Here is a 26,692-nt window from a genome sequence, read left to right as displayed (position 1 = left end):
CGGCTACGCACCCTGTCCGTCGGATGAGACAGGGTTCCCGACTCGTGGTCGTAGGAGGAACATCCGTACGGGCGGCTGTCAGCGCAGCGTGACCGGGAGTTCGTACAGGTCGTTCTGCGTGACGATCGGCTTGTTGCGCAGCTCGCCCGCCGGGACGGCCAGCGCCAGGTCCGGGAAGCGGGCGTACAGCGCGGGCAGGGCGACGGACGCCTCCAGGCGGGACAGCGCGGCCCCCGGGCAGACGTGCGGGCCGTGGCCGAAGGAGATGTGGCGGTTGGGGGAGCGGGTGACGTCGAACTCGGTCGCCGTCCCGCCCCACTGCCCCTCGTCGTGCGCGATGGCTGCGAAGGAGATCATGATCCCCTCGCCCTTGGGCAGCACCCGGTCGCCGACCTCGATGTCCTCCGTGGCGAACCGGATCAGGATGTGCGAGGTCGGCGCCGACCAGCGCAGCGTCTCCTCGATCACCCCGTCCCAGCTCACCTCGCCGGCCAGCACCGCGCGCCGCTGCTCGGGGTGGCTCTGGAGCGCCACCACCGCGTTCACGATGAGGCTGATCGTCGTCTCGTGACCCGCCGCGATGATCAGCTTCAGGGTGTTGAGGATCTCGTCGTCGGTGAGGTGGTCCCCGTCCTCGGACGCCACCAGCAGCGCGCCGGTCAGGTCGTCGGCCGGGGACTCCTTCTTCTCGTCCAGGATGCGCGAGAACAGCGTGTGGATGTCCGCCATCATCTGCGGCACCTCGGAGCGGGGCGTCATGTTGGAGAAGAACTTGTCGAAGAGTTCCTTCATCCGGGGCAGGTCGGCGGAGTCGATGCCCATCAGCTCGCTGATGACGTTCATCGGCAGCGGGTAGGCGAACTCCGCCTTCAGGTCGACCGTTTCGCCCGCCGTGTGCCGCTCCAGGCGGTCCAGCAGCTCGTTCGTACGCGCCTCGATGCCGGCGCGCAGCCGCTCCACCCGCCGCACGGTGAGCGCCTGCGCGACCAGGCCGCGCAGCCTGCGGTGCTCGGCGCCGTCGGCGGTGAGCATGGTGCGGCCCGGGTTGACCAGGCCGATCAGCGGCCAGTCGAGCGGGATCTCGCCGCGCTGCCAGGCGCCCCACACGTTGATGTCCTTGACCAGGCGGCTGTCGGTGAGCAGCGCCTTCGCCTCGGCGTAGTGGGTGACGCTGTAGACGGGTACGCCGCCCGGCAGTTCGACGCGGGCGAGCGGGCCCGCCGCGTACAGCCGCGCGCTCTCGCCCGCGAGGTCGGCGACGAACGGGTCGAGGACGATGCGCTCGGGGTCGCTGCCGGTGCCGGTCGGTTCGGTGGTGGTGGCGGTCATCTGGGGGCTCCAAGGGGGTGTCTTGTCGTTCAGGACCGGATCAGGCCGAGGCGTCTGGTGCGGTGCATCGCAAGGCGCCGGAGCGTCCTCATCGCGGAGCGATTAGGGCGTTTCGGCAACGCCGCGAGGTGCCGTGCCAGGCGTCGCGGACCCGGTCCTGAACGACGAGCCACCCCCAAGGGCCGGGGTGGGCGTGAAGCTGACCGGGAGATCGGTGAGGCCACGCAGCCAGGGGGAGGGGCGCCGGGTCAGCTGTTCGGCGGGGACGGCGAGGTCGACGTCGGGCAGCCGGTCGAGGATGACCTCGATGGCCGTACGGGCGATGACCTCGGCGATCTCCTGCGCCGGGAACGGGCAGCGGTGCTCGCCGTGGCTGAAGGAGAAGAAGGCGTTGTTGCCGCCGGTCAGCGTCGACCCGTCGGTGCGGACCTGGGGGTCGGCGTTGGCCCCGGCCAGGCTGAGGACGAGCAGGTCGCCCGCCTTGATGTGGTGGGCGCCGAGGCGTGTGTCGCGGGCCGCCCAGCGCCCGGCGATGTTCTGCGAGGGGGTGTCCTCCCACAGCACTTCGTTCATGGCCTCGGCGACGCTGTGCCGGCCGCCGGAGAGGGAGGCGGCGAAGCGGTCGTCGGTGAGCATGAGGCGCAGCGAGTTGCCGATCCAGTCGGAGGTCGGCTGGTGCCCGGCGGCCATCATGACCATCAGGTCCCGGGCGACGTCCTCCTGGGTGAAGCCGCCGGTGTTGGCGAGCATCCGGGTCGCGACGTCGTCGCCGGGCTCGGCCTGCCGCTCGGCCAGCAGCTGGTACATGGACGTGGCGATGTGCTTCTGGCCGGCCAGCGCGCTCGCCCCGCCGTTGATCATGTCGTTCATCGCGGTGACGAGGGCGGGGCCCTTGTCGTCGGAGAACCCGTAGAGCTTCGCCAGCACCCGTACGGGAAGCAGCATCGCGTACTGGGCGATCAGGTCCGTCGAACCGGCCGAGCAGAACGCGTCGATCAGCTCGTCGGCGAACTCCTCGGTGCTCTTCTTCAGCTCGAACGGGTTCGCGGCCTCCAGCGCCTCGCCGATCATCCCGGCGCGGAGGCTGTGGCGTTCGCCGACCGTGTAGAGGATCGAGGGCTGGGTCCGGCTGATCATCGGCATCAGCGGCCAGTCCTCGGGGATCGCGTCCCACTGGTTCCACAGCTGCGAGTCGCGGGTGAACAGGACCGGGTCCCCGGTGACCTGGTGCAGCTCGCGGTAGCCGAGCACGAGCCAGGCGGGGATGTCGCCGGGCAGCACGATCGGGGCGACCGGGCCGTGTTCGCGCCGGATCTCCCGGTACAGCTGGGCCGGTTCGGCCTGGAACCGGGGGCCGGAAAGCGGTACGGCACCGGCCGCCGCGTGGGGGCACTGGGTCACGGGGTGGGCTCCGAGGTCAGGGCGGCCGTCAGGGCCGGACCGTCGTCGGGCGCGGTGGGCCCGGCGGCGTCCCCGGCGCGTGCGGCGGACATCCGGTGCAGGTGCTCGACCAGGGTGATCAGCACGTACTTGCTGGAGGACCGGTCGCGCGCGTCGCACTCCACGAGCGGCACGTCCTGGGAGAGGTCGAGCGCCTCCCGGATCTGCTGCTCGGTGTGGAGCGGGCCGCCGAAGTCGTTGCAGGCGACGATGAACGGCGTGCCGTGGTGCTCCAGCCGGTCGATGGCGTACCAGGAGTCGGCCAGCCGCCGGGTGTCGACCAGGACGACGGCGCCCAGGGTGCCGGAGAACAGCCGGTCCCACAGGAACCAGAAGCGCTCCTGGCCGGGCGCGCCGAACAGGTACAGCACCGAGCGTTCGTCCAGGCTGATCCGCCCGAAGTCGAAGGCGACCGTGGTGGACGTCTTGGAGCCCACGCCGTCGAGGTGGTCGACCGCCTCGCCTGCGCGGGTCATCGTCTCCTCCGTGTTGAGCGGACGGATCTCGCTCACGGATCGGACCATGGTGGTCTTGCCGACCCCGAAGCCGCCGACCACGACTATCTTCAGTCCGTTGTCGGCCGTCGCCTGCAGGGCGGCGCGGTCAGAGGTTGCGGAGTCCAACGAGCACCTGTTCCAGGATGTCGGGGGCGGGAAGCCGGTCCGATACGCGTGCGGTACGCGGGTGGCGGGCGCTGATCCGGCCGGTGTCGAGCAGGTCGCACAGCAGGATGCGCACGATGCTGACGGGCAGGTCCAGGGTCGCCGAGACCTCGACCACGGCGGTGGGCCGTTCGCACATCCGCAGGATCGCGGCGTGCTCCGACTGCATGCCGGGGGCCGGCTCGCATTCGGCGACCACCAGGGTGACCAGGTCGAAGGCGGCGGAGTCGGACCGGGTACGGCCACCGGTGAGGGTGTAGAGCCGGTCCGGGCCGTCGTCCCTGCCGGGCCGGGGGCGGCGCGTCATACGGCCGTGCCCGGGGCGGAGGCGGCCTCGGCGGGTTCGCGCGGCGGGGCCACCAGGTGCTCGCCGAGCTGCTCGACGAGCTCGCTCATGTTGTGCCCGACGAGGCCCACGTCGGCGCTCTCGGCGGCGACGACCGCGAGATGGGCGCCGGCGCCGGCCTCCACGATGAACAGGATGCCGCCGTAGAACTCGGCCATCGCCGACCGTACGCCGCCGCCTCCGCTGCCGAACTCCACGGAGGCGCCGTGCGACAGGCTCTGGATGCCGGCGGAGATCGCGGCCAGCTGGTCCGCCTGGTCGACGGAGAGCTCGGGGGTGCGGCACAGCTTGAGGCCGTCCCTGGACAGCACGAGGGCGTGACGGGTGCCGGGGGTGCGCTCCAGGAGCCCCTCCAGCAGCCAGCTGAGCTTCTCGTCGGTGGTCGCGGTCATCGGGTGTTGCCTTCCGGGTCTGGGGAGTTGGGCCGTACGGCCTTGCGGAAGCTGCTGAAGCGGGCCGCCTGGGCGCGGGGGTCGGACGTGGGCCGGGGTACGGAGCCGTCCGCACCGGTCTCCGTGTTCTCGGCGCCGGAGGCCGACCGTGCGCGGGCCTCGGCGGCGGCCAGGGTGCGCCCGCGCGAGCGCTTGGGCAGGCCGCTCTCCCCGAACCTGGGGAGGTTGCCGGTGGTGTCGGACGCCGAGTCGGAGCGCATGGGCTCGTCGGCGGGTGGTGCGGCGGGGGCGCTGTGCCGGTCGCCGGGGGCGGCCGGTTCGGCGCCGGAGGTGTGGACGGGCTCCGGCTCGGCGGTCTGGGCCGGTGCCGGTCCGGTGCGGGCCGGGGTGCGGGTGATGATCTCCTGCGGGAGCATCATCAGGGCGCCCGTCCCGCCGCGCGCCGAGGGCCGGAAGGAGACCGTGAGGCCGTGCTTGCGGGCCAGCCGGCCGACGACGGCGAGGCCGAGACGGGTGCCGGTCAGGGCGGTGAGGTCGGTGTCGTCGGCGGACACCGCGCGCTCGGCCCGGCGCAGCTGCACGTCGCTCATGACGAGGCCACTGTCCTCGACGGTCACCACGATCCCGGCCGGGACCTCCTCCACGTACACATGGACCTCGGCGGTGGGCGGCGAGAAGTTCGCCGCGTTGTCGAGGAGTTCGGCCAGGGCGTGCATGACGCCCTCGGCGGCGTGGCCGGCGACGGCGACGTCGCTGGTGGAGTGGAGCCGGACGCGCTGGTAGCCGCTGATGCGGCCCATGGCGCCGCGCAGGACGGACTCCATGACGATGGGCCTGGCCCAGCGCCGCCCGGAACGGGCCCCGGTCAGTACGGCGATGGAGTCGGCGAGGCGGCCGGCCTGGGCGGTGCGGTGGTCCAGGTGCAGCAGGTCGGTCAGCACGTCCTCGGAGGTGTGCCGGTGTTCCATCTCGCGCAGGTCGGCGAGCATGCTCGTGGCCAGGGCCTGCATGCGGCCGGCCGCGTTGGCGCAGGAGGAGAGGGCCGCGGAGCGCTCGGTCCTGCTGCGCGCGGCGGCCGCCTTGAGCTTGGCGTTCTCGGTGGTGAGACGGGCGGTGGTGGCCTCGGTCTCGGCGGTGAGTCGGGCCGTGGCGGCCTCGGCGTCGGCGGTGATCCTGGCCGTCTCGGCGGCGGCGGAGGCCTTGACACGGGCGTTCTCGGCGGTGAACCGCTGGGCCTCGGCGGCGGAGGCCGAGACCAGGCGGGACACCTCGGCGGTGAACCGCTCGCTCTCGGCGGCATTCGCCGCCCGCAGCCGGCGGATCGTGGCGCGGGCGTGGACGGCGGTGGCGACGGCGGTGGCGAGCAGCACGGCGGCGGCACACGCGCCCCAGGCCACCGCGGTCCTGGCCGATTCGGGAGCGGCGACGATCGCCCACGCGCACAGCGGTCCGGTGAGGGCCACCGTGACCAGAAGGGCCAGTGCGGTCGGCCGGATTGAGGGGCTCAAAGCGGAGTCCTTGGGGGCGGACGGTGGCGGACGGGGCGGTTCGGGCGGGTCGGTGGCACTCGGGGTGAATCGGGACAACTGGAACAGCGAATTCCTGGATAAGTCTCAGTCACTATATGAGAATTGACGATCTGTTTGGGAAGAACTTGTGGTGATCTCTGTTCTCTTTCCGTTCGCATCCCTACCGATTTCCGACTGACTGACGTCGTTGCGGTGACCGCGGAGCTGTGGCGGCATTCTGGTCGAATGGCATCCGGCAATGCACCGCACGGCAGCAAGCCCACCAACACCGCGCCCGCCGCGCTGGCCCGCGACCTGCGGGCGGCCGTACGCGGCGAGGTCGCGTTCGACGTCACCGCGAGGGCGCTCACGACGATGGACGCGTCCAACTACCGGCGGGTGCCGCTCGGCGTCGTGGCCCCGCGCGACGCCGCCGACACCGCCGCCGCTCTCGCCGTCTGCCGCGCGCACGGGGTGCCCGTCGTGCCGCGCGGCGGCGGTACGTCCATCGCCGGCCAGGCCACCGGCACCGGCGTCGTCCTCGACCTCACCCGCCACCTGCGGTCCGTCGTCGAACTGGACCCCGCGTCCCGTACCGCCGTCGTCCAGCCGGGCGTCGTCCTGGACGACCTGCGGGCCGCCGCCGCCCCGCACGGCCTGACCTTCGGCCCCGACCCCTCCACGCACAGCCGCTGCACCCTCGGCGGCATGATCGGCAACAACTCCTGCGGCTCCCACTCGGTCGCCTGGGGCACCACCGCCGACAACGTCCACGCCCTGACCGTCGCCCGCTACGGCGGCGACACCCTGCGCCTGGAGCGCGGCGCGCCCGGCCCGCCCGGCGTCCGCGAGCTGGTCGCGGACCACCTCGCCCTCCTGCGCACCGGCTTCCCCGACCTCCCGCGCCGCATCTCCGGCTACGCGCTGGACGCCCTGCTCCCCGAGAACGGCCCCGACCCCGTTCGCGCGTTCTGCGGCAGCGAGGGCACGCTCGGTGTCGCCACGGAGGCGACCCTGCGGCTGGTCGAGGCGCCCGCGGCCCGCGCCCTCGCCGTCCTCGGATACGCCGACGAGTCCGCCGCCGCCGAGGCCGCACCCGGCCTCCTCCCGTACCACCCGCTGACCGTGGAGGGCATGGCCGCCGACCTCGTACGCGAACCGGCCGGGCTGCCGCGCGGCGGTGCCTGGCTGTTCGCCGAGACGGGCGGCGCGACCCCCGCCGAGGCGCGGGCGCACGCCGAACGCCTCGTACGGGCCGCGTCCGCCGACGCCATGGACACCGCCGTCGTCACCGACCCGGCCGGGCAGCGGGCGCTGTGGCGCATCCGGGAGGACGCGGCCGGCACGGCGACCCGGCTGCCGGGCGGCAGTGAGGCGTGGCCCGGCTGGGAGGACTGCGCGGTGCCGCCCGCCCGGCTCGGCGGCTACCTCCGCGACTTCCGGGCGCTGCTCGCCGAACACGGCCTGCGCGGCACCCCGTACGGGCACTTCGGCGACGGCTGCATCCATGTCCGGATCGACTTCGACCTGCTGAGCCCCGAGGGCGTGGCCCGCTTCCGCCGCTTCTCCGAGGACCTCGCCGCACTCGTCGTCGCGCACGGCGGCTCGCTCTCCGGCGAACACGGCGACGGCCAGGCCCGCGCCGAACTCCTCCCGAAGATGTACGGGGACGAACTCGTCGCGCTCTTCGCCCGGTTCAAGGACCTCTGGGACCCCGAAGGCGGCATGAACCCGGGCGTCCTCGCCCGCCCGGCCCGCCTGGACGACAACCTCCGCTTCGACGTCCTGCCCCGCCGGCCCGTCGACGTGGCCTTCGGCTACCCGCACGACGGCGGCGACTTCTCGGCCGCCGTCCGCCGCTGCGTAGGCGTTGCCAAGTGCCGTACGGAGCGGGCCGCGGGCCCGTCCGTGATGTGCCCCTCCTTCCGGGCGACCGGCGAGGAGGCCCACTCCACGCGCGGCCGGGCCCGGCTGCTGCACGAGATGCTGGCCGGGGACGCGGGCGGCGTGATCACCGACGGCTGGCGCTCCACGGAGGTACGGGACGCGCTCGACCTGTGCCTGTCCTGCAAGGGCTGCCGCAGCGACTGCCCGGTGGGCGTGGACATGGCCACGTACAAGGCGGAGTTCCTGCACCACCACTACCGCCGCCGGCTCCGCCCCGCCTCCCACTACGCGATGGGCCGGCTGCCGCAGTGGCTGCGCCTCGCCGCACCCTTCGCGGGCCCGCTGAACGCCCTCGCCCGCGTCCGCCCGCTCGCCGCCCTCGCCAAGCGGCTGGCGGGCATCGCACCCGAACGCGGGATTCCGGTGCTGGCGCGGGAGACGTTCACGCGGTGGCTGCTGAGGGACCGGGGCGCGGGGGCGCGGGTCTTCGTGGGCGGCGGCCGGCGGCGCCGGGGCGGGGGTGCGCGGGTCTTTTTCGGTGGCCGGCGGCGCAGGGGCGAGGATGCGCGGCTCCTTCCCGGCGAGGGCGCGCGGCCCTTCCCCGGCGAGGGCGCGCGGCCCCTTCCCGGCGACCGGGTCGCCCTCCTCTGGCCCGACACCTTCACCGAGCACCTCGCGCCCGAGGTGGGCCGGGCGGCGGTCCGGGTCCTGGAGGCGGCGGGACGCACGGCCCTGCTGCCCGGGAAGGGGCTCTGCTGCGGCCTCACCTACGTCTCGACCGGCCAGCTCGACAAGGCCCGTGCGGTGATGCGCCGCACCCTGGACCGGCTGGGCGACGACTTCGACCACCCCGTGGTCGTCCTCGAACCGAGCTGCGCCGCGACCCTGCGCACCGACCTGCCCGAACTCCTCCCGGACGACCCGCGCGCCGCCCGCCTCGCCGCCTCCGTCCACACCCTGGCCCAGTACCTGGAGGCGTACGCCCCCGACTGGACGCCCCCGCGCCTGGACGCGCCGGTCACCGGCCAGACGCACTGCCACCAGCACGCGGTCCTGGGCGACGAGGCGGACCGCAGGCTGCGCGAGCGGGCGGGCCTGACCGGCGACCTCAAGGGCGGCTGCTGCGGTCTGGCCGGAAACTTCGGCTTCGAGCGGGGGCACTGGGACGTCTCGGTGGCCTGCGCCGAGGAGCAGCTCCTCCCGGCGGTCCGGGACGCGGCCCCCGGCACCCGCGTCCTGGCCGACGGCTTCTCCTGCCGCACCCAGCTCTCCCAGCTGGGCGGGGTGCGCGGCCGGCACCTGGCGGAGGTGCTGGCGGAGGGGCTCAGGGACTGACCCGGACGGCCCCGGCCACGCCCGGGGCCGGAGGGGACTACTCCGCCGAATGCGCGGGGATATTCGCGAACATGTCAAAACTGGTGGGGTGGGCGTGCGTCATCGCCTTTGTGATCTGGAGCCTGGTCGCCGTGCAGTGGATGGACAAGGGGTGCGACGCCGTGGAGGCGTACACCGCGGTCTTCGAGTACGGGGTGCCGGAGGGTCTTGAGTTCCTGCCGGCCTGCAACTCGTAGAGCGCCATGGGCATTCGATGCCGCCGGGGCCGACCCCGGCGGCATTTCATTTCGTAAGCCCGGCGCGAGTCCTTACCGTGGACGGACGGGCCGCATCCGGTGAGTGCAGTACCGTGTATCGGGTAGTGCATCATGCTGCACTCGTGATGTTCATGGAACCAAGAAGGACAGGCCCCGGGTGAACGACCAGAGCACCGCCGCAGAGCCGGCCGCAGCCGCCGTAGCCGTGCCGGAGGCGGTCGCGGCCCCCGGGCTCGGCGGCCCGGACCGGACCGGCGGGCGGCGGGCCGCGCTCGCCCCGGTCGCGCTGGTGGTCGCGGGCGGTCTCTCCGTCCAGTTCGGCGCCGCCATCGCCGTGCTGCTCATGCCCAGGACCGGTGCGCTCGGCGTCGTCACGCTGCGGCTGGCCGCCGCAGCGCTGGTGCTGCTCGTCGTCTGCCGGCCCCGGCTGCGCGGCCACTCGCGCGCCGACTGGGGCACGGTGCTGGCCTTCGGCGTCGCGATGGGCGGCATGAACACGCTGTTCTACCAGGCCGCCGACCGCATCCCGCTCGGCGCCGCCGTCACCCTGGAGGTGCTCGGCCCGCTCGCCCTGTCGGTGATCGCCTCGCGCCGCCCGGTCAACGTCGTCTGGGCGGCCCTCGCCCTGGCCGGGGTCGTCCTGCTCAGCGGCGGGGGCTTCGACCGGCTCGACCCGGTGGGCGCCGCCTTCGCCCTCGCGGCGGGGGCGATGTGGGCGGCGTACATCGTCTTCAGCGCCCGCACCGGCCGCCGTTTCCCGCAGGCCGACGGGCTGGCCCTGGCGATGGTGGTGGCGGCCCTCCTCTCGCTGCCGCTCGGCATCATGGACGCGGGTTCCAAGCTCCTCGTCCCGAGCACGCTGGGGCTGGGCGCCGCCGTCGCGCTGCTGAGCTCGGTCCTCCCGTACACCCTCGAACTCATCGCCCTGCGCCGCCTGCCCGCGCCCACCTTCGCCATCCTGATGAGCCTGGAACCCGCCATCGCCGCCCTGGCCGGCTTCCTCCTCCTCGACCAGGCCCTCTCCACGACGGACGCCCTCGCCATCGCCCTGGTCATCGGCGCGAGCATGGGCGCGGTGCGCGGGCAGGTGCGGGGCGCCGGAAAGCGGTGACGGGGGCGGGCCGATGATCCTGCGACTCGGCGGACGCGAGGTGCGGCTGTTCTCCACGATCACCACGTTCGGTACCCCGATGGGCATCCCCCCCCCAGGGCGAAGCCGCGACCGAGCTGTACTGCCCGGCGGACGCCGGAAGCGCCGTGCACTTCGCGGATCGGCCACCGGAGCCGGGCCCCCGCTCCTAAGGTGATCACAAGATCCGATCGAGAGGACCCCATGACGGAACGTGATGACCTGCTCGCGCTCGCGACAGACCAGCGCGCCAACTTCCTCTTCACCGTCGCCGAGATCGACGACGAACAGGCACGCGCCCGTACGACGGTGAGCCGGCTGACGCTCGGCGGCCTCCTCAAGCACCTCGGCACCGTGCAGCGCATGTGGCTGTCCGTCGTCGACGGCACGGCGCCGGCCAAGGTCGAGTGGAGCGACCTCGACCCGGACGGCAGCCGGATGACCGATTCCGATACGTTGCCGGAGCTGCTGGACGCCTTCCACGCGGCGTCCGCCGCGTTCGACGGCGCGGTCCGCGACGAGGCCGACCTCGACCGCGAGATCACGCTCCCCACGTACCCCTGGTCGCCCCCGGACCCGGTCGTCTGGAGCGTCCGCCGCATCCTGGGGCACATCTTCCGCGAAATCGCCCACCACAGCGGCCACGCAGACATCATCCGCGAGGCGCTGGACGGCGCGAGCACGACGGCGAAGATGGCCGAGGCGGCGTCGAAGGGGCAGTAGCCCGCGGGCGGTCCGAGCCCGTCGGCGGCCGTCCGGCCCGGCAGCGGGCAACCGTCCGCCGCCGGGCCGGCGCCCCTCCTAGTGCCGTGGCGGCCAAGGTTTGCCCGGAAGGAGCGGCGTCCGGTGCGTGCTCTCGGCGTGCCGGCCGGAAGCCCTCGTACTGGACGTACTCGGGCTTTCGTCCGGTGCGGCGAGAGTGCGTGCCGGGCGTCGCGACGGGGCAAACCCTGGCTGCCACGGCACTAGCTCAGGTGGCGTGCGAAGAACCGTTCGGCGTCGTCCACCTCGAACCACGGGGTGCCCGCGTGCCCGCCCACGTTGGCGTGCAGGGTCTTCTCCTCGCTGCCGAAGGCGTCGAACAGGTCCAGGGCGCGTCCGCGCGGGTTGCCCTCGTCGTCCCACTGGAGCAGGAGCAGCAGCGGGGCGGTGACCCGGCGGGCCTCCTCGTGCTGGGCGCGGGGCACGTAGCCGCCGGCGAAGAAGGCGGCCGCCCGGATGCGGGGATCGGTGGCCGCGAGGCGGATGCCGACGGCGGTCCAGCCCGAGTAGCCGACGGAGCCGCCGATGCCGGGCAGTTCGAGGAGGGCGTCCAGGGTGGTCCGCCATTCCGGGACCGTCTTCGCGACCAGTGGGCCGACGAAGGCCTCGAAGAGTTCGTCGGCCGGTTCGCCCGCCCGCATCGCCCGGCGGAATTCGGCGCGGGCCGCGTCGTCGTCGGCGGAACGCGGCCGGTCCCCGTGTCCGGGGGCGTCGATGGCGGCCACCGCGTAACCGTGGGACGCGGCCTGCCGGGCCCGGCCCACCAGCCGGGATTCCCGTCGGTGCAGGCCGCCGTTGTGGGCCATCAGGATCAGCGGGGCCGGTTCGGCGGACGCGGGCGTCCACAGGGTGCCCGGGATCTCGCCGAGGGTGAATTCGCGTACGAGGACGCCGTTGTCGAGGCGTTGCTCGGAGGTGAAACGCATGGTCGTGCCTTTCGGGGAAAGCGCGTGGAACGGCGCTCCCGGACGACGACCTATCGCCCGACCGTGACCCCTGAGGGGAGCACCCATGTCGATACAACGTTCACGGGTACCACCTCCTCGGTCTTTCGCACGGCCTCCGGAAGGCTAACAGGGGCGGGCGGCCCCGGGCACGGCGATAAAAATCATGCAAGCATGCTTGATTGTTTTCCGTTCCGCTGGCAGGCTCCCGGGCACACCGCCACGCCCCGAGGGGAGCGCACCGTGTCCGATGCCTCAGCCGTGCTCGACGATCTGCGCAGCGAGAGCCGGGAGCTCGATCTGCTCGTCGCCGGGGCGAGCGCGAGACAGTGGGCGGGGGCGACCCCCGCCGAGGGGTGGAGCGTCGCCCACCAGATCGCCCACCTGAGCTGGACCGACGACGTCGCGCTGATCTCCGTCACCGACCCCGGGAGGTTCGGCGACGAGGTGGCGAAGGCGATGAAGGACCCCGAGGGCTTCGTCGACGTGGCCGCCGGGGAGATCGTCGCCGCGTACGCCCCGGACGCGCTGCTCGCCCGCTGGCGGGAGGGGCGCGAGCGGTTGCAGGAGGCCCTGCGGGCGGCGCCCGCCGGGGCGAAGTTCCCCTGGTACGGGCCGCCGATGAGCGTCGCGTCCGTCGCGACCGGGCGGCTCATGGAGACCTGGGCGCACGGCCAGGACGTCGCCGACGCCCTCGGGGCCACCCGCACCCCCACCGCCCGGCTGCGGCACGTCGCGCGCATCGGGGTCCGGGCCCGCGACTACGCCTTCCTCGTCCGGGGGATGCAGCCGCCCGGCGAGGAGTTCCGGGTGGAACTGACCGCGCCGGACGGCGAGTTGATCGCGTACGGGCCCGAGGGCGCCGCCCAGCGCGTCACCGGGCCGCTGCACGACTTCTGCCTGCTCGTCACCCAGCGCGCCCACCGTGACGACCTCGCCGTCCGGGCGGAGGGGGCCGACGCCGACACCTGGCTCTCCGTCGCCCAGGCCTTCGCCGGCCCCGCCGGTCCGGGCCGCCCCCCGAAGGCCCCCCGATGACCCCGCCCCCGGCGTCCGGGTCCCCGGCGTCCGCGTCCCCGGCGCCCGGGTCCCCGTCGGCCCCGTCCCCGGTGTCCGCGTCCCCGGTGTCCGCGTCCCCGGCGTCCGGGTCCCCGGCGCCCCCGCCCCTCCGTATAGGCAACGCCTCCGGGTTCTACGGCGACCGCTTCGACGCGGTGCGCGAGATGCTGACCGGCGGCCCCCTGGACGTCCTGACCGGTGACTACCTCGCCGAGCTGACCATGCTCATCCTCGGCCGAGGCCGCCTCAAGGACCCCGCGCGCGGCTACGCCACCACGTTCCTGCGGCAGTTGGAGGAGGGGCTCGGGCTCGCCCACGAGCGGGGCGTGCGGATCGTCGCCAACGCGGGCGGGCTCAACCCGGCCGGGCTGGCCGACGCGGTGCGCGAGCTGGCCGGGAAGGTCGGCGTGCCCGTGCGCGTCGCCCATGTCGAGGGCGACAGCCTGCCCGTACCGGAGGGGTTCCTCACCGCCAACGCCTACCTCGGCGGCGCGGGCATCGCCGCCTGCCTGCGGGCCGGGGCCGATGTCGTCGTCACCGGCCGGGTCACCGACGCCGCCCTCGTCACCGGGCCCGCCGCCGCCCACTTCGGCTGGGGCCCGGAGGATCACGACGCGCTCGCCGGGGCCGTCGTCGCCGGGCACGTCCTGGAGTGCGGGACACAGGCCACGGGCGGCAACTACTCCTTCTTCCGCGCCCACGACATCCGCCGCCCCGGCTTCCCCGTGGCCGAGATCCACGCCGACGGCACGTCCGTCATCACCAAGCACGACAGCACGGGCGGCGTGGTCGACCTCGGCACCGTCACCGCCCAACTCCTGTACGAGACCGGGGGAGCCAGGTACGCGGGCCCCGATGTCACCGCCCGGCTCGACACCGTACGGCTGTCGTCCGACGGGCCGGACCGGGTCAGGATCTCCGGCGTGCGAGGCGAGGCACCCCCGCCCACCCTCAAGGCCGGGCTCACCCGGCTCGGCGGCTGGCGCAACGAGGTCGTCTTCGTGCTCACCGGGCTCGACATCGAGGCCAAGGCACGGCTCGTGCGGGACCAGTTCGCGGACGCCTTCGCGCGCGCCGGACGGCAGCCCGACGAGGTGCGCTGGGAGCTGGCCCGTACGGACAGGCCCGACGCCGACACCGAGGAGACCGCGAGCGCCCTGCTCCGGCTCGTCGTCCGCGACCGGGAGCCGGACCCCGTCGGGCGCGCGCTGTCCGGCGCCGCGATCGAACTCGCCCTCGGCAGCTACCCCGGCTTCCACGTCACCGCCCCGCCCGGCAAGAGCGCGCCCTACGGCGTGTTCGAGGCCGGGTACGTACCGGCGGGGGAGGTCGAGCACGTCGCCGTGACTCCGGACGGGACGCGCCGGACCGTCGCGCACCCCGTACGGACGCGGCCCCTGGCGGACGTCGAACAGCCGCCGCTGCCGGCGCCGTTGGCGCCGGGGCCGACCCGCCGCGCGCCCCTCGGCCGGGTCGCCGGGGCCCGCAGCGGGGACAAGGGCGGGGACGCCAACGTCGGCGTGTGGGCCCGGGACGACGAGGCGTGGCGCTGGCTGGCCCACGAACTGACCGTCGAACGACTGCGCGCTCTCCTCCCGGAGACCGCCGGACTCACCGTCGTACGCCACGTCCTGCCGAACCTGCGCGCCCTGAACTTCACCGTCCACGGGCTGCTCGGCGAAGGGGTCGCCGCCCAGCACCGCTTCGACCCGCAGGCCAAGGCCGTGGGGGAGTGGCTGCGCTCACGCCACCTGGACATACCCGTGACCCTGCTGGAGCCGGAGGACCACGTATGACCGTCCTGCCCACCGGGCTCGACACCGCGAGCCCCGAATACGCGGCCAACCGGGCCGCCATGCTCGACAAGCTCGCCGAGCTGGACGCCGCGCACGCCAAGGCGCTGGAGGGCGGCGGCACGAAGTACGTCGAGCGGCACCGTTCGCGCGGCAAGCTGCTGGCCCGCGAGCGCATCGAGCTGCTGGTCGACCGGGACACCCCGTTCCTCGAACTGTCGCCGCTGGCCGCCTGGGGCAGCGAGGCCCCCGGATACACCGTGGGCGCCTCGCTCGTCACCGGGATCGGGGTGGTGGAGGGCGTGGAGTGCCTGATCACCGCCAACGACCCGACCGTACGCGGCGGCGCGTCCAACCCGTGGACGCTGAAGAAGGCGCTGCGCGCCAACGAGATCGCCTTCGCCAACCGGCTCCCCGTCATCAGCCTGGTCGAGTCGGGCGGCGCCGATCTGCCGTCCCAGAAGGAGATCTTCATCCCCGGCGGCGCGCTCTTCCGCGACCTCACCCGGCTCTCCGCCGCCGGCATCCCGACCGTGGCCGTGGTCTTCGGCAACTCCACCGCCGGCGGGGCGTACGTGCCCGGTATGTCCGACCACACCGTCATGATCGAGGAGCGGTCCAAGGTCTTCCTGGGCGGCCCGCCCCTGGTGAAGATGGCGACCGGTGAGGAGAGCGACGACGAATCGCTCGGCGGCGCCGCGATGCACGCCCGTACGTCCGGGCTCGCCGACCACTTCGCCGTGGACGAGCAGGACGCCCTGCGCCAGGCCCGCCGCATCGTCGCCCGCCTCAACTGGCGCAAGGCGCACAGCGATCCGGGCCCCGCCGAACCGCCGAAGTACGACGAGGACGAGCTGATCGGCATCGTGCCCGGGGACCTGAAGGTGCCGTTCGACCCGCGCGAGGTCATCGCCCGGCTGGTCGACGGCTCGGACTTCGACGCGTTCAAACCGCTGTACGGGACGAGCCTGGTCACCGGCTGGGCGCGGCTGCACGGCTACCCGGTCGGCATCCTCGCCAACGCGCAGGGCGTGCTGTTCAGCGAGGAGTCGCAGAAGGCCGCCCAGTTCATCCAGCTCGCCAACCAGCGCGACATCCCCCTCCTCTTCCTGCACAACACCACCGGCTACATGGTCGGCAAGGAGTACGAGCAGGGCGGCATCATCAAGCACGGCGCCATGATGATCAACGCGGTGTCCAACTCGAAGGTCCCGCACCTGTCGGTCCTGATGGGCGCCTCCTACGGCGCCGGGCACTACGGCATGTGCGGCCGGGCCTACGACCCGCGCTTCCTCTTCGCCTGGCCCAGCAGCAAGTCCGCCGTCATGGGGCCGCAGCAACTGGCCGGGGTGCTCTCCATCGTCGCCCGCGCCTCGGCCGCCGCGAAGGGGCGTCCTTACGACGACGAGGCCGACGCCGGACTGCGCGCCATGGTCGAGCAGCAGATCGAGTCCGAGTCCCTGCCGATGTTCCTGTCCGGGCGGCTGTACGACGACGGGGTCATCGACCCGCGCGACACCAGGACCGTCCTCGGGATGTGCCTGTCCGCCATCCACACCGCACCGGTCGAGGGCGCCCGCGGCGGCTTCGGCGTCTTCCGGATGTGAGGAGTGAAGTGATCACCAGCCTGCTCGTCGCCAACCGGGGCGAGATCGCCTGCCGGATCTTCCGCACCTGCCGGGCGCTCGGCATCGCCACCGTCGCCGTGTACTCCGACGCGGACGCCGGCGCCCTGCACGTCCGGGAGGCCGACACCGCCGTACGGCTGCCGGGTGCGGCCCCCGCCGACACGTATCTGCGCGGCGACCTCGTCGTGGCCGCCGCGCTCGCCGCCGGGGCGGACGCCGTGCACCCCGGGTACGGCTTCCTCTCCGAGAACGCGGGCTTCGCCGCCGCCGTGCGGGACGCCGGGCTCGTATGGGTCGGGCCGCCGGCCAGGGCCATCGAGCTGATGGCGTCCAAGACCCGCGCCAAGGAACTGATGGCCGCCGCCGGGGTGCCGCTCCTCGCCCCCGTGGACCCGGCCGCCGCCACCGCCGACGACCTGCCGCTGCTGCTGAAGGCGGCGGCGGGCGGTGGCGGGCGCGGGATGCGGATCGTACGGGAACTGAGCGCGCTGCCCGGAGAGTTGGCCGCCGCCGGGGCCGAGGCGCTGTCCGCGTTCGGGGACGGGGAGGTCTTCGCCGAGCCGTACGTGGAGCGCGGCCGGCACGTCGAGGTCCAGATCATGGCCGACGACCACGACGGGGTCTGGGCGCTCGGCACCCGGGACTGTTCGCTCCAGCGCCGCCACCAGAAGGTCATCGAGGAGGCCCCCGCGCCCGGCCTGACCGACGAGCTGCCGGAACGCCTCCACGAGGCCGCCGTCGCCGCCGCCCGCGCGGTCGGATACCGGGGCGCCGGCACCGTCGAATTCCTGGTCGCCGCCGACGGGCGCCCGTACTTCCTGGAGATGAACACCCGCCTCCAGGTCGAACACCCCGTCACGGAGGCCGTGTTCGGGCTCGACCTGGTCGCCCTGCAACTCCGGATCGCGGAGGGCGAGCCACTGCCCGCCGCCACGCCGCCCGAGCCCAGCGGGCACGCCATCGAGGCCCGGCTCTACGCGGAGGACCCGGCGCGGGACTGGCAGCCGCAGACCGGAGCACTGCTCTCGTTCGACGTGCCGGACGAGCCTGGTCTGCGGCTGGACACCGGCTACACGGGCGGCGACACCATCGGCGTGCACTACGACCCGATGCTCGCCAAGGTCATCGCCCACGCCCCCTCCCGCAACAAGGCCGTACGGCTCCTCGCCCGCGCCCTGGAGCGCACCCGTATCCACGGCCCGGTCACCAACCGGGAGCTGCTCGTCCACTCCCTGCGCCACCCGGACTTCCTGGCGGCCCGCCTGGACACCGGCTTCTACGACCGCCACCTGGCCGCCCTGACCCCCGGGCCCGACGAGACGTCCGCGCGGCACGCCGCGACCGCCGCCGCCGTCGTCGAGGCCGCCCGCAACGCCACGCTCAACGCCGGGGGGTTCATGCGATTCGGCGCCTGGCGCAACCTCCCCTCGCAGCCCCAGCTCCGGCGCTACCGCAGTGAACCGGACGGCCGCGAGTACGAGATCACCTACCGCCCCACCCGCGACGGCCTGGCCGTCGGCACCGAGGGCGTCCGCGTACTCTCCGCCGACCGGATCCGGGCCACGCTCGACATCGACGGCGTGACCCGCGTCTTCCACGTGGCCGTACGCGACGGCCGGGCGTACGTGGACACCGCCTCCGGCGCGTACACCTTCACCGCCCTGCCCCGCTTCACCGACCCCGCCGCCCGCACCGAACCCGGCTCCCTGCTCGCCCCCATGCCCGGCACCGTCGTCCGCCTCGCCGACGGCCTGGCCGCCGGGGCCACCGTCGAGGCCGGGCAGCCGCTGATCTGGCTGGAGGCGATGAAGATGGAGCACCGCGTCCTCGCCCCCGCCTCCGGCACCCTCACCGCCCTGCACGCCGCGCCCGGCCTCCAGGTGGAGGTGGGCGCCCTGCTCGCCGTCGTCACGGAATCCGCAGACTCTGCTGAGGAGCACGCATGAGCACGAGCACCGTCCTCGAAACCGAAGAGCACCAGGCCCTGCGCGCCGCCGTCGCCGCCCTCGGAAAGCGGTACGGCCGCGCCTACATGACCTCCCTCGTCAGCGAGGGCGCCCACCCGCGCGAGCTGTGGGCGGAGGCGGCGAAGGCCGGCTTCCTCGGCGTGAACCTCCCGGAGGAGTACGGCGGCGGGGGTGCGGGGATGGCCGAACTCTCCATCGTTCTGGAGGAGTTGGGGGCCTGCGGCTCGCCCCTTCTCATGATGATCGTCTCGCCCGCGATCTGCGGCACGGTGATAGCCCGCTTCGGCACCGAGGAGCAGAAGCGGCAGTGGCTGGCCGGTCTCGCCGACGGCTCCCTCACCATGGCCTTCGGCATCACCGAGCCCGACGCCGGCTCCAACTCGCACCGCATCACCACCACCGCCCGCCGCGACGGCGAGGACTGGCTGCTCACCGGCCGCAAGGTCTTCGTCTCCGGCGTCGACATCGCGGACGCCACGCTCATCGTCGGCCGCACCGAGGACGCCAGGACCGGCAAGCTCAAGGCCTGCCTGTTCATCGTCCCCCGCGAGACACCCGGCTTCCAGCGGTCGCAGATCGACATGGAGGTCCAGGCGCCGGAGAAGCAGTTCGAACTCGTCCTGGACGACGTGCGGTTGCCGGCCGAGGCTTTGGTCGGAGGGGGCCCCTCCCGTTCGAGCGGAGCCGAGAATGGAGGAGAGGATGCCGGCCTGCTCCAGCTGTTCGCCGGCCTCAACCCCGAACGCATCATGACCGCCGCCTTCGCCATCGGCATGGGCCGTTACGCGCTCGGCCGGGCCGTCGACTACGCGAAGACCCGCCAGGTGTGGAAGGAGCCGATCGGCGCCCACCAGGCCATCGCCCACCCGCTGGCCCAGGCCCACATCGAAATCGAACTGGCCCGCCTGATGATGCAGAAGGCCGCCCGGCTCTACGATGCGGGCGACGACTTCGGCGCGGGCGAGGCGGCGAACATGGCGAAGTACGCGGCCGGTGAGGCGTGCGTGAAGGCGGTGGACCAGGCGGTGCACACGCTCGGCGGCAACGGTCTCACCCGCGAGTACGGCCTCGCGTCCCTGATCACGGGCGCCCGGGTGGCCAGGATCGCACCGGTCAGCAGGGAAATGATCCTGAACTACATCTCCCACCAGACGCTGGGGCTGCCGAAGTCGTACTGAGCGCAGCTCCCCGCCGTACGGGCCGCGGCCACCGGCCGCAGCCCTTCGCCCCGCCCTCGAAGGGAACGACCATGGTGTTCCACAGCGAGTACGCAGACGTTCCGGTCCTGGAAGCGCCCATCCACGACGTGGTCCTCGGCGGGGCCGCGGCCCACGGGGACACCGTCGCCCTGATCGACGGCACCAACGGCATGAGCGTGACCTACGCCCAGCTGGACACTTTCCACCGCCGCATCGCCGCCCACCTGGCCGAGGCCGGCCTGCGCAAGGGCGACGTGCTCGCCCTCCACAGCCCCAACACGATCGCCTACCCGGCCGTCTTCTACGGGGCGACGCGGGCCGGAGCGGCGGTCACCACCGTGCACCCGCTGGCCACGGCCGAGGAGTTCGCCAAACAGATCGAGGACAGTGGCGCCCGCTGGATCGTGACCGTCTCGCTGTTCCTCGACGTGGCCCGCCGGGCGGCCGAACTCGCGGGCGGCGTCCAGGAGATCTACGTCTGCGACCGGGCGGAGGGCCACACCTCCGTCCTCGACATGCTCGGCTCCACCGCCCCGGAACCGGACATCGCGTTCGACGCCGGCGACGTCGCCGTGCTCCCGTACTCCTCCGGGACCACCGGCACCCCCAAGGGCGTCATGCTCACCCACCGCTCCATCGGCAGCAACCTGGAGCAGCTGCGCCCCTTCATCCCCATGGAGCCCGGCCGGATCATCCTGGCCGTACTCCCCTTCTTCCACATCTACGGCCTCACCGCCCTGCTGAACGTCCCGCTGCGCAGCGGCGCCACGGTCGTCGTGCTGCCGCGCTTCGACCTCGACCAGTTCCTCGGCGTGATCCAGGAGTACCGCGTCACCGGCCTGTACGTGGCCCCGCCGATCGTCCTGGCCCTCGCCAAACACCCGGCCGTCGACGCCTACGACCTGTCCGGCGTCGAGTACATCGTCAGCGCCGCCGCCCCCCTGGACGCCGACCTGGCCGCCGCGTGCGCCGCCCGCGTGGGCGTACCGGCCGTGCTCCAGGCGTACGGGATGACGGAGCTGTCCCCCGGTGCCAACGTCGTACCCATCGACGCCCCGGACGCCCCGCCCGGAACCGTCGGCAAACTGCTCCCCAACACCGAACTGCGCATCACGTCCCTGGACACCCCCGGCGAGGACCTGGGCATCGACACCGACGGCGAGATCCTGATCCGCGGCCCCCAGACCATGAAGGGCTACCTGGGCCGCCCCGACGCCACCGCCGCCATGATCGACCCGGACGGCTGGGTCCACACCGGCGACGTCGGCCGGGTCGACGCGAACGGCTGGCTGTTCGTCGTGGACCGCGTCAAGGAGCTCATCAAGTACAAGGGCTACCAGGTCGCCCCCGCCGAACTGGAGGCGCTGCTCCTCGGCCACGAGTCGGTCGCCGACGCGGCGGTGATCGGAGTCCCCGACCCCGACGGCAACGAGATCCCGAAGGCCTGCGTGGTCCGCACCCCGGGCGCGGACCTGACGGCGGACGCCCTGATGGCCTGGGTGGCGGAGCGGGTGGCCCCGTACAAGAAGGTGCGGGAGGTCGAGTTCATCGAGACGGTCCCGCGCGCGGTCTCGGGAAAGATCCTCCGCAGGGAACTACGCGAACCACGGGAGCGGGCGGACGGGCGGTGACGGGAGGCCGGTGAGCGGGCCCGGTTCTGCCGCCCGGATACTCTCCTCACGGGAAAGAGCTGTCCGTGGCGCGACGAGGGCCAGGAGTGCGAGGAGACCGGACGTGACGACGAGCGACACGGTGACGGGCGCGGCGTCGCCCACGCGCAGGCGCGCCTACCTGCTGTGGGCGATCGCGGCCCTCGCGTACGCCGTCGACCTGGGGAGCAAGCTGGCGGTGGTCGCGAGGCTCGAAGGCCGTACGACCGTATCCGTGCTCGGGGACTGGCTGGTCCTGCGCGTGCAGCGCAACCCCGGCGCCGCGTTCGGCATGGGTGAGGCGACGACGATCGTCTTCACCCTGATCGCCACGGCCGTCGCCGTCGTCGTGGTCCGCTACTCACGCCGCCTGGCGAGCACCCCCTGGGCCATCGCCCTCGGCCTGCTCCTGGGCGGCGCCCTCGGCAACCTGACCGACCGCCTCTTCCGCACCCCCGGCGGCCTCCAGGGCGCGGTGGTCGACTTCATCTCCGTCCGGGGCTTCAGCGTGATGAACCTCGCCGACTGGGCCATCACCTGCGGCTGCGCCCTGGCCCTCCTGCTGTCCTTCCGAGGCTCACCGACGACCGGGCCCGTGGCCCGTTCGTACGAGGCGGGGGGCCCGGAGGGGGAGGCGGCGTAGGGCGCACGGCCGCAGTGCCGTGTTGAGCGCGCGCGGCCGGGTCACCCGGGCGCCGGCAGGTCCCAGCGGGCACCGTCGGGGATGTACCGCGCGTACGCACTTCCGTCCGCCTCGCGGACGTAGCCGAACCGGTCGTGGGAGGGGCGGCCGGCTTCGTTCCACCAACGCCAGGCCTCCTCGATCCAGTCCCACTGGCCGCACGGATTCGCCTCCAGGAAGGTGAATCCGTGCGCCGTGCGGAGCCGGTCACGCCTACCGTGGCCCGGCACCCGCCGCGAACACCTCGTGCAAGGTCAGTCGGCGTACGGCACCTCCGCCCAGACGAACTTTCCGAGCGGCCGGTCACCGACGCCCCATCGCTCGGGGCACAGCGCGTCCAGAATCAACAGGCCACGCCCACGCGTGGGTTCATGCCCCGGCTCCGCCCCGCCCGCCCGGCGTCGGGGCAGGCGTCGTACGGGGTCGTGCACCTCGATACGGGTCCGGGCGTCGTCGATGTCGACGACGACGGCGATCAGGTCTCCGGGCTCGGTTCCGTACCGGTAGGCGTTGGTGACGAGTTCGCTGGTGATCAGGACGACGGTGTCCGTGTGGTGTTCCGTCGCGTGCGGTGCGTGGTGGCCGACGTGTTCGCGAGTGAACGCCCGTGCGTGGCCCACGGATTGGGGCTCGGCGGCGAGGAGCAGGGAGCGGGGTGGGCTGGCGAGGGGTGTGCAGACGGTGGGGTGAAGGGTGGCCTGGGGGAGGTCGAGCACGAGTTGTCCTCAGGGGAATTGCCGTACGCGGCAGGCGAAACGTGCGCGTCGGCACAGCTGTCTCGCCCACTCGACGCTCACGGAGAGTGGTTCTCAGACTGCACAGCGGTGCAATCTCCGTGCAAGACTTCATAGCGATGTACCGCTGATAAAGCATCGAACAGATGACTTGTACTGCGAAACGAGCATCAACCTGCTTTCATCGCGAGGGGCGAAAGTCCTTCATACTGAGGTGTGTAAGGGGAGTTGAGATGGCTGAAGGTCCGACCGGGTCGACCGTTCCGCGGCGTCAGCTGGGGAGAAACCTTCGAGAGCTGCGTAACCGAGCTCGCCTGACCGTGCGCGCGGCGGCGGCGAAGCTGGAGTGGTCCGAAGCGAAGATGTGGCGCATCGAGACTGGCCAGACAGCGTTACGGAGCCTGGACGTCCAGGCCATGTGCCTCGTGTACGGGGCGCCCCCGGATCTCACGCAGGCGCTGATGGGACTAGCCAAAGAGACCAAAGCGCGCGGCTGGTGGCATGCCTATGGTGACTTGATTCCGGAAGGGTTCGACGTCTACGTAGGGCTGGAAGAGGCTGCGTCGACTCTGTCGATGTACGAGAGCGACATTGTTCCGGGGCTCCTTCAAACCGAGGGATACGCGCGAGAGATCATCCGCACACACATCCGGGACATCGGTGAGGCGGATCTCGACGGGCGCGTACGGCTACGCATCGAACGGCAGACGTTGCTCACCCGCGTCACTGACCCGCCGGTGTTCCGAGCGGTGCTGGGCGAAGCGGTGCTGCGTCGGCCTGTCGGGGGGCATGACGTGATGGCGCAGCAACTCGCGCACCTGATCTACGTCTCGGAGCGGACGAACATTTCCATCCGGGTGGTTCCCTTCGCGGCCGGTATGCATGCCGGGGTGGTGACGGGGCCGTTCGTGATCCTTCGCTTCCCGCTGACTGGTGAGGGGGTCGCCACGGAGCCGCCGACGGTTTACGCGGATGGGTACACCGGGGGGCTGTATCTGGACAAGGAGCGGGAGGTGCAACAGTACGACGCGGCCTTCGACAACGTCTGGAACGCATCGCTGGATGAGCAGGCGTCGCGGCGCCTGATCGGTGAGGTAGCAGGGAGCTATGAAAAGGGTTGACGACGCTGAGTGGTTCAAATCGAGCCACAGCAACGGAAACGGCAACTGTGTCGAGGTGGCGCACCTCGGGGCCGGGGTCGCCGTGCGGGACAGCAAGGTGCAGGCAGGCCCGGTGTTGACCTGTGCCGCAGGTGGATGGCGCGCGTTCATTGGAAGCGTGGTTCGGGGCGAACGGTAAGTGCCCGCGTACAAGCGGTACTTCGCCCGTGGCGGCCGGCGCCACGTTCACGAAGCCTTCGTGCGGTGGACCCGGGCCGCACGTACGGCTGTCGGAGGTGTCCACCGCCGAGGGATAAACGGCGAGCATCACCATCAGGCTTCGCGATCCGGCCGCGCTCCTCGGAGGGTGAGACCGGCGATGACGGCGGCGTCGGGGCCGGCTTCTCGTAGCGGCCTTCGGGAGCACCCGGTCGGCCGCTGGCTCCTACCCGACGTCAGGGCGTGTCATCAGTGGCGCACGCACGTGCAATTCCAGGCTGGGACCGGTCAGGGGCACAGTGCTCCAGGTCGCCGTCGCGGTCCTCGTCTCGGCGTCGAGGACCAGCCGAACGCGGTGCGGGGTGGTGATGACGTAGAGATCGGCCACGAAGGTGCTGCCCTGCCAGGCACCGGCCGCGACGAGAGGCCGGCCGAGCGGGGAGCTTTCCCGCCAGTCGCCGTGGCCGGCCTCGACGTCGAGGAGCGACTCGAACCGTACGAGCCATCCACCGTCCACGGGATCGATGAGCACCGTCGTTCCGTCGGGCAGGGCCGAGCCCTCGGCGGAGGAGTCGAGCGTCGCACGGGCCGAACGCCCGGGGTCGGCGGTACCCCGCACCGGCGGCAGAGACAGTTGCCGCAGTCGTGCTGCGAGGATCTCGTCCTCCTCGGCGCTTCCCGCGTGGCCCACGCCCGGTGTCAAGGACTCCAAGCACTCCCACAGGGCGTCGAGCACCTTCTGGGACACTCCTTGGGCGGTCACGGCGACCACGAGATCGTGCGCGGGGACCACCACGCACTGCTGCCCGAAGGAGCCATGACCGTGGTAGCCGTGACGCGACATCCAGAACTGATAGCCGTAGCCGGAAGCGAAGTCCGCCTGGTCCGATCCGTCCAGGATCCACTCACTGTCGATGTGGCGGCTGGTCGCGAGCTCCACCCATTCGCGCGGGACGAGTTGCCGGTCGCCGAAGCGCCCGCCGCGCAGCAGTAGTTCACCGAAGGCGGCAATGGCCTCGGTCGTGAGGTGCAGTCCGTGGAATCCGAAGGCGGCACCGCTCTTCACCCGGTCCCACTCGGCGTGGTCGATGCCCATCGGCTTGAAGAGGCGCTCGTCGAGGAACTCCGGGAGCCCGCGACCCGTGACCCGTTCCACCATCCGGGCCAGGATGAAGGTGGTTGAGTTGTCGTAGGTGTGCCGCGTTCCCTCGGCCGTGGCGAACGGCAGGCCCAGGAAGCCCTTCACCAAGTCGTCGGGCTCCTGCTGCCAGGCGTCGGCGAGGCTGTCCGTTCGGTGCCCGGCCGTCATGGACAGCAGGTGGTGAACGGTGATGCGGCTTGCCTGCTCCGAGACGTCGGCCGGGACGTGGTCGGGCAACACCCGCACCACCCGATCGTCCAGCGAGAGGAGTCCGTCGGCGACCGCGAGCCCCACGGCGATCGACGTGAACGACTTGGTCAGCGAGTAGAGGAGATGCGGGCGTTCGGCCGAGTACGGGGCCCACCAGCCTTCGGCGACGACGTGACCGCGGTGCACGACCATGATCGAGTGGCACTCGACCGATTGCGCTTCGAGCCGGTCCAGCAGCGCGGTGATCGAACGGGACGAGATCCCCGAGGCAGCCGGTGCCGAACGTGGAAGCAGCGCGCGTTGAGCAGACATTCCGACTCCCTGACAGATGCACGAGGATCTGGTTCGGCCTTTGGGCTGGAGGTGGGGCGATGACAGCGATGCGCATGGAGCAGGGGCTGCCGGCCTGGGCATGTTATGGCCAGGCCGAGTCACGGAGCCATGAGGTTTTTCTTCGTCGGGCGATGGAGGTGTCCGACAACTCCGCACGCAGGGGGTCGAGCGGCACCTGCGGGCCGCCGAGGTGTCGGGTGGGTCCCGGCCGGTTCTCGGACGTTACGACGTGGCTGTGTTCTCGGGCTCCTGACGGGGGAGGGAGAAGGCCCCGGCGGCAGCCGCGAGGACTGCCGCCCGCGCGGCCCGTTCCGGCAGGCGCGGGTCCGGATCGGTGCGCAGGAGCACCAGTTGGTGGTAGAGCGGCGCCGTGGCGGCGATCAGCAGGCCCCGCGCGTCCGTGTGCTGTGCGGCGGCGGGGAGTTCGCCGCGCCCGGCGGCGCGTGCGACGAGGATCTCGCACTGGGCGTACCGGTTGGTCCACAGCTGTGTCTGGGCGCGCGCGGCCTGTTCGGAGTGGTACGAGGCCGCCATCAGGGCGACGGCGAAGGACGGCTGTACGACCAGGGATTCCTGGATCTCCTGGTTCAGGGCCGTCAGATCGCCGCGCAGCGAACCGGTGTCCGGCGGCTGCCAGTCCATCTCGCCGGCCGCGTCGATGACGTCGGCGAGCAGGCCGCCGACATCGCGCCAACGCCGGTAGACCGTGGCGCGGTGCACCCCGGCCCGCGCCGCGACACCCTCCACCGTGAGCCCCTCGTGCCCGCTCTCGGTGAGTTCGGCGCGCACCGCGTCGAGGACCTGGGCGCGGACGCGGGCGGTGCGGCCGCCCGGACGGCGGCCCGGTGTGGTGTCCGGTGGATCGTCTGTCATCGGCTGTCGGTATCCGGTTGATCAAGGCGGCTGGGCTGTGCCAGCATCTTAACGCGACAGTCGTCGCTCCAGGTCACTCCGCCGGAGAGGATCCGCCTCCGTGACGCCGCCCGT

At 72.5% G+C, this 26,692-nt stretch carries 24 protein-coding genes; 13 read left to right on the top strand and 11 right to left on the bottom strand.

From position 1 onward, the window contains the following. Positions 1-78: 78 nt before the first annotated feature. From B082_RS0117750 to B082_RS0117725, 6 genes are all read right to left on the bottom strand, one after another. Entirely contained in the window at positions 79-1,329 is a 1,251-nt protein-coding gene (locus B082_RS0117750) for a cytochrome P450 family protein (RefSeq protein WP_018553161.1), read from the bottom strand. 102 nt (positions 1,330-1,431) lie between these two features. Continuing rightward, positions 1,432-2,730, bottom strand: a complete 1,299-nt coding sequence (locus tag B082_RS36260; RefSeq protein ID WP_018553160.1) for a cytochrome P450 — start codon at positions 2,728-2,730, stop codon at positions 1,432-1,434. Then, positions 2,727-3,392, bottom strand: coding sequence for a GTP-binding protein (locus B082_RS0117740; protein WP_018553159.1), 666 nt, complete (start codon positions 3,390-3,392; stop codon positions 2,727-2,729). The genes B082_RS36260 and B082_RS0117740 overlap by 4 nt, the downstream gene beginning before the upstream one ends. Further along, positions 3,373-3,738, bottom strand: a complete 366-nt coding sequence (locus B082_RS0117735; protein ID WP_018553158.1) for a DUF742 domain-containing protein — start codon at positions 3,736-3,738, stop codon at positions 3,373-3,375. The genes B082_RS0117740 and B082_RS0117735 overlap by 20 nt, the downstream gene beginning before the upstream one ends. Then, a complete protein-coding gene (locus B082_RS0117730; protein WP_018553157.1) occupies positions 3,735-4,169 on the bottom strand; it encodes a roadblock/LC7 domain-containing protein in 435 nt (144 codons plus the stop codon). Before B082_RS0117730 ends, B082_RS0117735 begins: the two co-directional genes overlap by 4 nt. Beyond that, complete coding sequence (locus B082_RS0117725; RefSeq protein WP_018553156.1) at positions 4,166-5,677, bottom strand: sensor histidine kinase; 1,512 nt, start codon at positions 5,675-5,677, stop codon at positions 4,166-4,168. The genes B082_RS0117730 and B082_RS0117725 overlap by 4 nt, the downstream gene beginning before the upstream one ends. A 246-nt stretch (positions 5,678-5,923) precedes the next feature. Here B082_RS0117725 and B082_RS0117720 point away from each other — a divergent pair, with 246 nt between their 5' ends. From B082_RS0117720 to B082_RS0117705, 4 genes are all read left to right on the top strand, one after another. Then, the gene (locus B082_RS0117720; protein WP_018553155.1) at positions 5,924-8,899 is read left to right on the top strand and encodes an FAD-binding and (Fe-S)-binding domain-containing protein; all 2,976 of its coding nucleotides are present in this window, start codon (positions 5,924-5,926) and stop codon (positions 8,897-8,899) included. Positions 8,900-8,970: 71 nt separating this feature from the next. Further along, positions 8,971-9,135 carry a hypothetical protein gene (locus tag B082_RS39205; protein WP_018553154.1) on the top strand — a complete coding sequence of 55 codons (165 nt, stop codon included), beginning with the start codon at positions 8,971-8,973 and terminating at the stop codon, positions 9,133-9,135. Between the two features lie 178 nt (positions 9,136-9,313). Further along, entirely contained in the window at positions 9,314-10,267 is a 954-nt protein-coding gene (locus B082_RS0117710; RefSeq protein WP_018553153.1) for an EamA family transporter, read from the top strand. A gap of 222 nt (positions 10,268-10,489) precedes the next feature. Beyond that, positions 10,490-11,008 (top strand): DinB family protein, encoded by a 519-nt coding sequence (locus B082_RS0117705; protein ID WP_018553152.1) that lies wholly within the window; start codon positions 10,490-10,492, stop codon positions 11,006-11,008. Between the two features lie 242 nt (positions 11,009-11,250). Here B082_RS0117705 and B082_RS0117700 read toward each other — a convergent pair whose 3' ends face one another. Beyond that, entirely contained in the window at positions 11,251-11,973 is a 723-nt protein-coding gene (locus B082_RS0117700; protein WP_018553151.1) for a dienelactone hydrolase family protein, read from the bottom strand. Between the two features lie 261 nt (positions 11,974-12,234). Between B082_RS0117700 and B082_RS0117695 the strand changes: the two genes are divergently transcribed. The 7 genes from B082_RS0117695 (at position 12,235) to lspA (ending at position 21,929) form a co-directional block, all read left to right on the top strand. Beyond that, positions 12,235-13,029: a TIGR03084 family metal-binding protein gene (locus tag B082_RS0117695; RefSeq protein ID WP_018553150.1), complete on the top strand. Its 795-nt coding sequence runs from the start codon at positions 12,235-12,237 to the stop codon at positions 13,027-13,029. An 86-nt stretch (positions 13,030-13,115) separates the two neighbouring features. Continuing rightward, entirely contained in the window at positions 13,116-14,846 is a 1,731-nt protein-coding gene (locus B082_RS0117690; RefSeq protein WP_018553149.1) for an acyclic terpene utilization AtuA family protein, read from the top strand. Then, positions 14,843-16,450, top strand: coding sequence for an acyl-CoA carboxylase subunit beta (locus B082_RS0117685; protein WP_018553148.1), 1,608 nt, complete (start codon positions 14,843-14,845; stop codon positions 16,448-16,450). The genes B082_RS0117690 and B082_RS0117685 overlap by 4 nt, the downstream gene beginning before the upstream one ends. A gap of 8 nt (positions 16,451-16,458) precedes the next feature. Then, positions 16,459-18,417: an acetyl/propionyl/methylcrotonyl-CoA carboxylase subunit alpha gene (locus B082_RS0117680; RefSeq protein ID WP_018553147.1), complete on the top strand. Its 1,959-nt coding sequence runs from the start codon at positions 16,459-16,461 to the stop codon at positions 18,415-18,417. After that, complete coding sequence (locus B082_RS0117675; protein ID WP_018553146.1) at positions 18,414-19,616, top strand: acyl-CoA dehydrogenase family protein; 1,203 nt, start codon at positions 18,414-18,416, stop codon at positions 19,614-19,616. The genes B082_RS0117680 and B082_RS0117675 overlap by 4 nt, the downstream gene beginning before the upstream one ends. 71 nt (positions 19,617-19,687) lie before the next feature. Continuing rightward, entirely contained in the window at positions 19,688-21,268 is a 1,581-nt protein-coding gene (locus tag B082_RS0117670; RefSeq protein WP_018553145.1) for an AMP-binding protein, read from the top strand. A gap of 103 nt (positions 21,269-21,371) precedes the next feature. Continuing rightward, positions 21,372-21,929 (top strand): signal peptidase II, encoded by a 558-nt coding sequence (gene lspA / locus B082_RS0117665; protein WP_018553144.1) that lies wholly within the window; start codon positions 21,372-21,374, stop codon positions 21,927-21,929. Between the two features lie 41 nt (positions 21,930-21,970). On the opposite strand, the gene B082_RS39505 is transcribed toward lspA, so the two are convergent. Further along, the gene (locus B082_RS39505; protein ID WP_018553143.1) at positions 21,971-22,198 is read right to left on the bottom strand and encodes a hypothetical protein; all 228 of its coding nucleotides are present in this window, start codon (positions 22,196-22,198) and stop codon (positions 21,971-21,973) included. Between the two features lie 24 nt (positions 22,199-22,222). Further along, positions 22,223-22,684, bottom strand: coding sequence for an ATP-binding protein (locus B082_RS0117655; RefSeq protein WP_018553142.1), 462 nt, complete (start codon positions 22,682-22,684; stop codon positions 22,223-22,225). Positions 22,685-22,935: 251 nt separating this feature from the next. Between B082_RS0117655 and B082_RS0117650 the strand changes: the two genes are divergently transcribed. Next, a complete protein-coding gene (locus B082_RS0117650; RefSeq protein ID WP_026249906.1) occupies positions 22,936-23,823 on the top strand; it encodes a helix-turn-helix domain-containing protein in 888 nt (295 codons plus the stop codon). After that, entirely contained in the window at positions 23,810-24,001 is a 192-nt protein-coding gene (locus tag B082_RS38040; RefSeq protein WP_078622591.1) for a DUF397 domain-containing protein, read from the top strand. Before B082_RS0117650 ends, B082_RS38040 begins: the two co-directional genes overlap by 14 nt. Positions 24,002-24,247: 246 nt before the next feature. On the opposite strand, the gene B082_RS0117645 is transcribed toward B082_RS38040, so the two are convergent. Together B082_RS0117645 and B082_RS0117640 are read right to left on the bottom strand one after the other, a co-directional pair. Further along, on the bottom strand, positions 24,248-25,684 hold the full coding sequence (locus B082_RS0117645) for a serine hydrolase domain-containing protein (protein ID WP_018553140.1): 1,437 nt from the start codon (positions 25,682-25,684) through the stop codon (positions 24,248-24,250). A 243-nt stretch (positions 25,685-25,927) separates the two neighbouring features. Beyond that, positions 25,928-26,578 carry a TetR/AcrR family transcriptional regulator gene (locus tag B082_RS0117640; RefSeq protein ID WP_018553139.1) on the bottom strand — a complete coding sequence of 217 codons (651 nt, stop codon included), beginning with the start codon at positions 26,576-26,578 and terminating at the stop codon, positions 25,928-25,930. Positions 26,579-26,692 lie beyond the last annotated feature (114 nt).

The sequence above is a fragment of the Streptomyces sp. ATexAB-D23 genome, assembly GCF_000373645.1.
Classification (GTDB): domain Bacteria; phylum Actinomycetota; class Actinomycetes; order Streptomycetales; family Streptomycetaceae; genus Streptomyces; species Streptomyces castrisilvae.
Note: the sequence above shows the minus strand (reverse complement) of the source record. Positions and strands in the feature narration are given on the sequence as shown.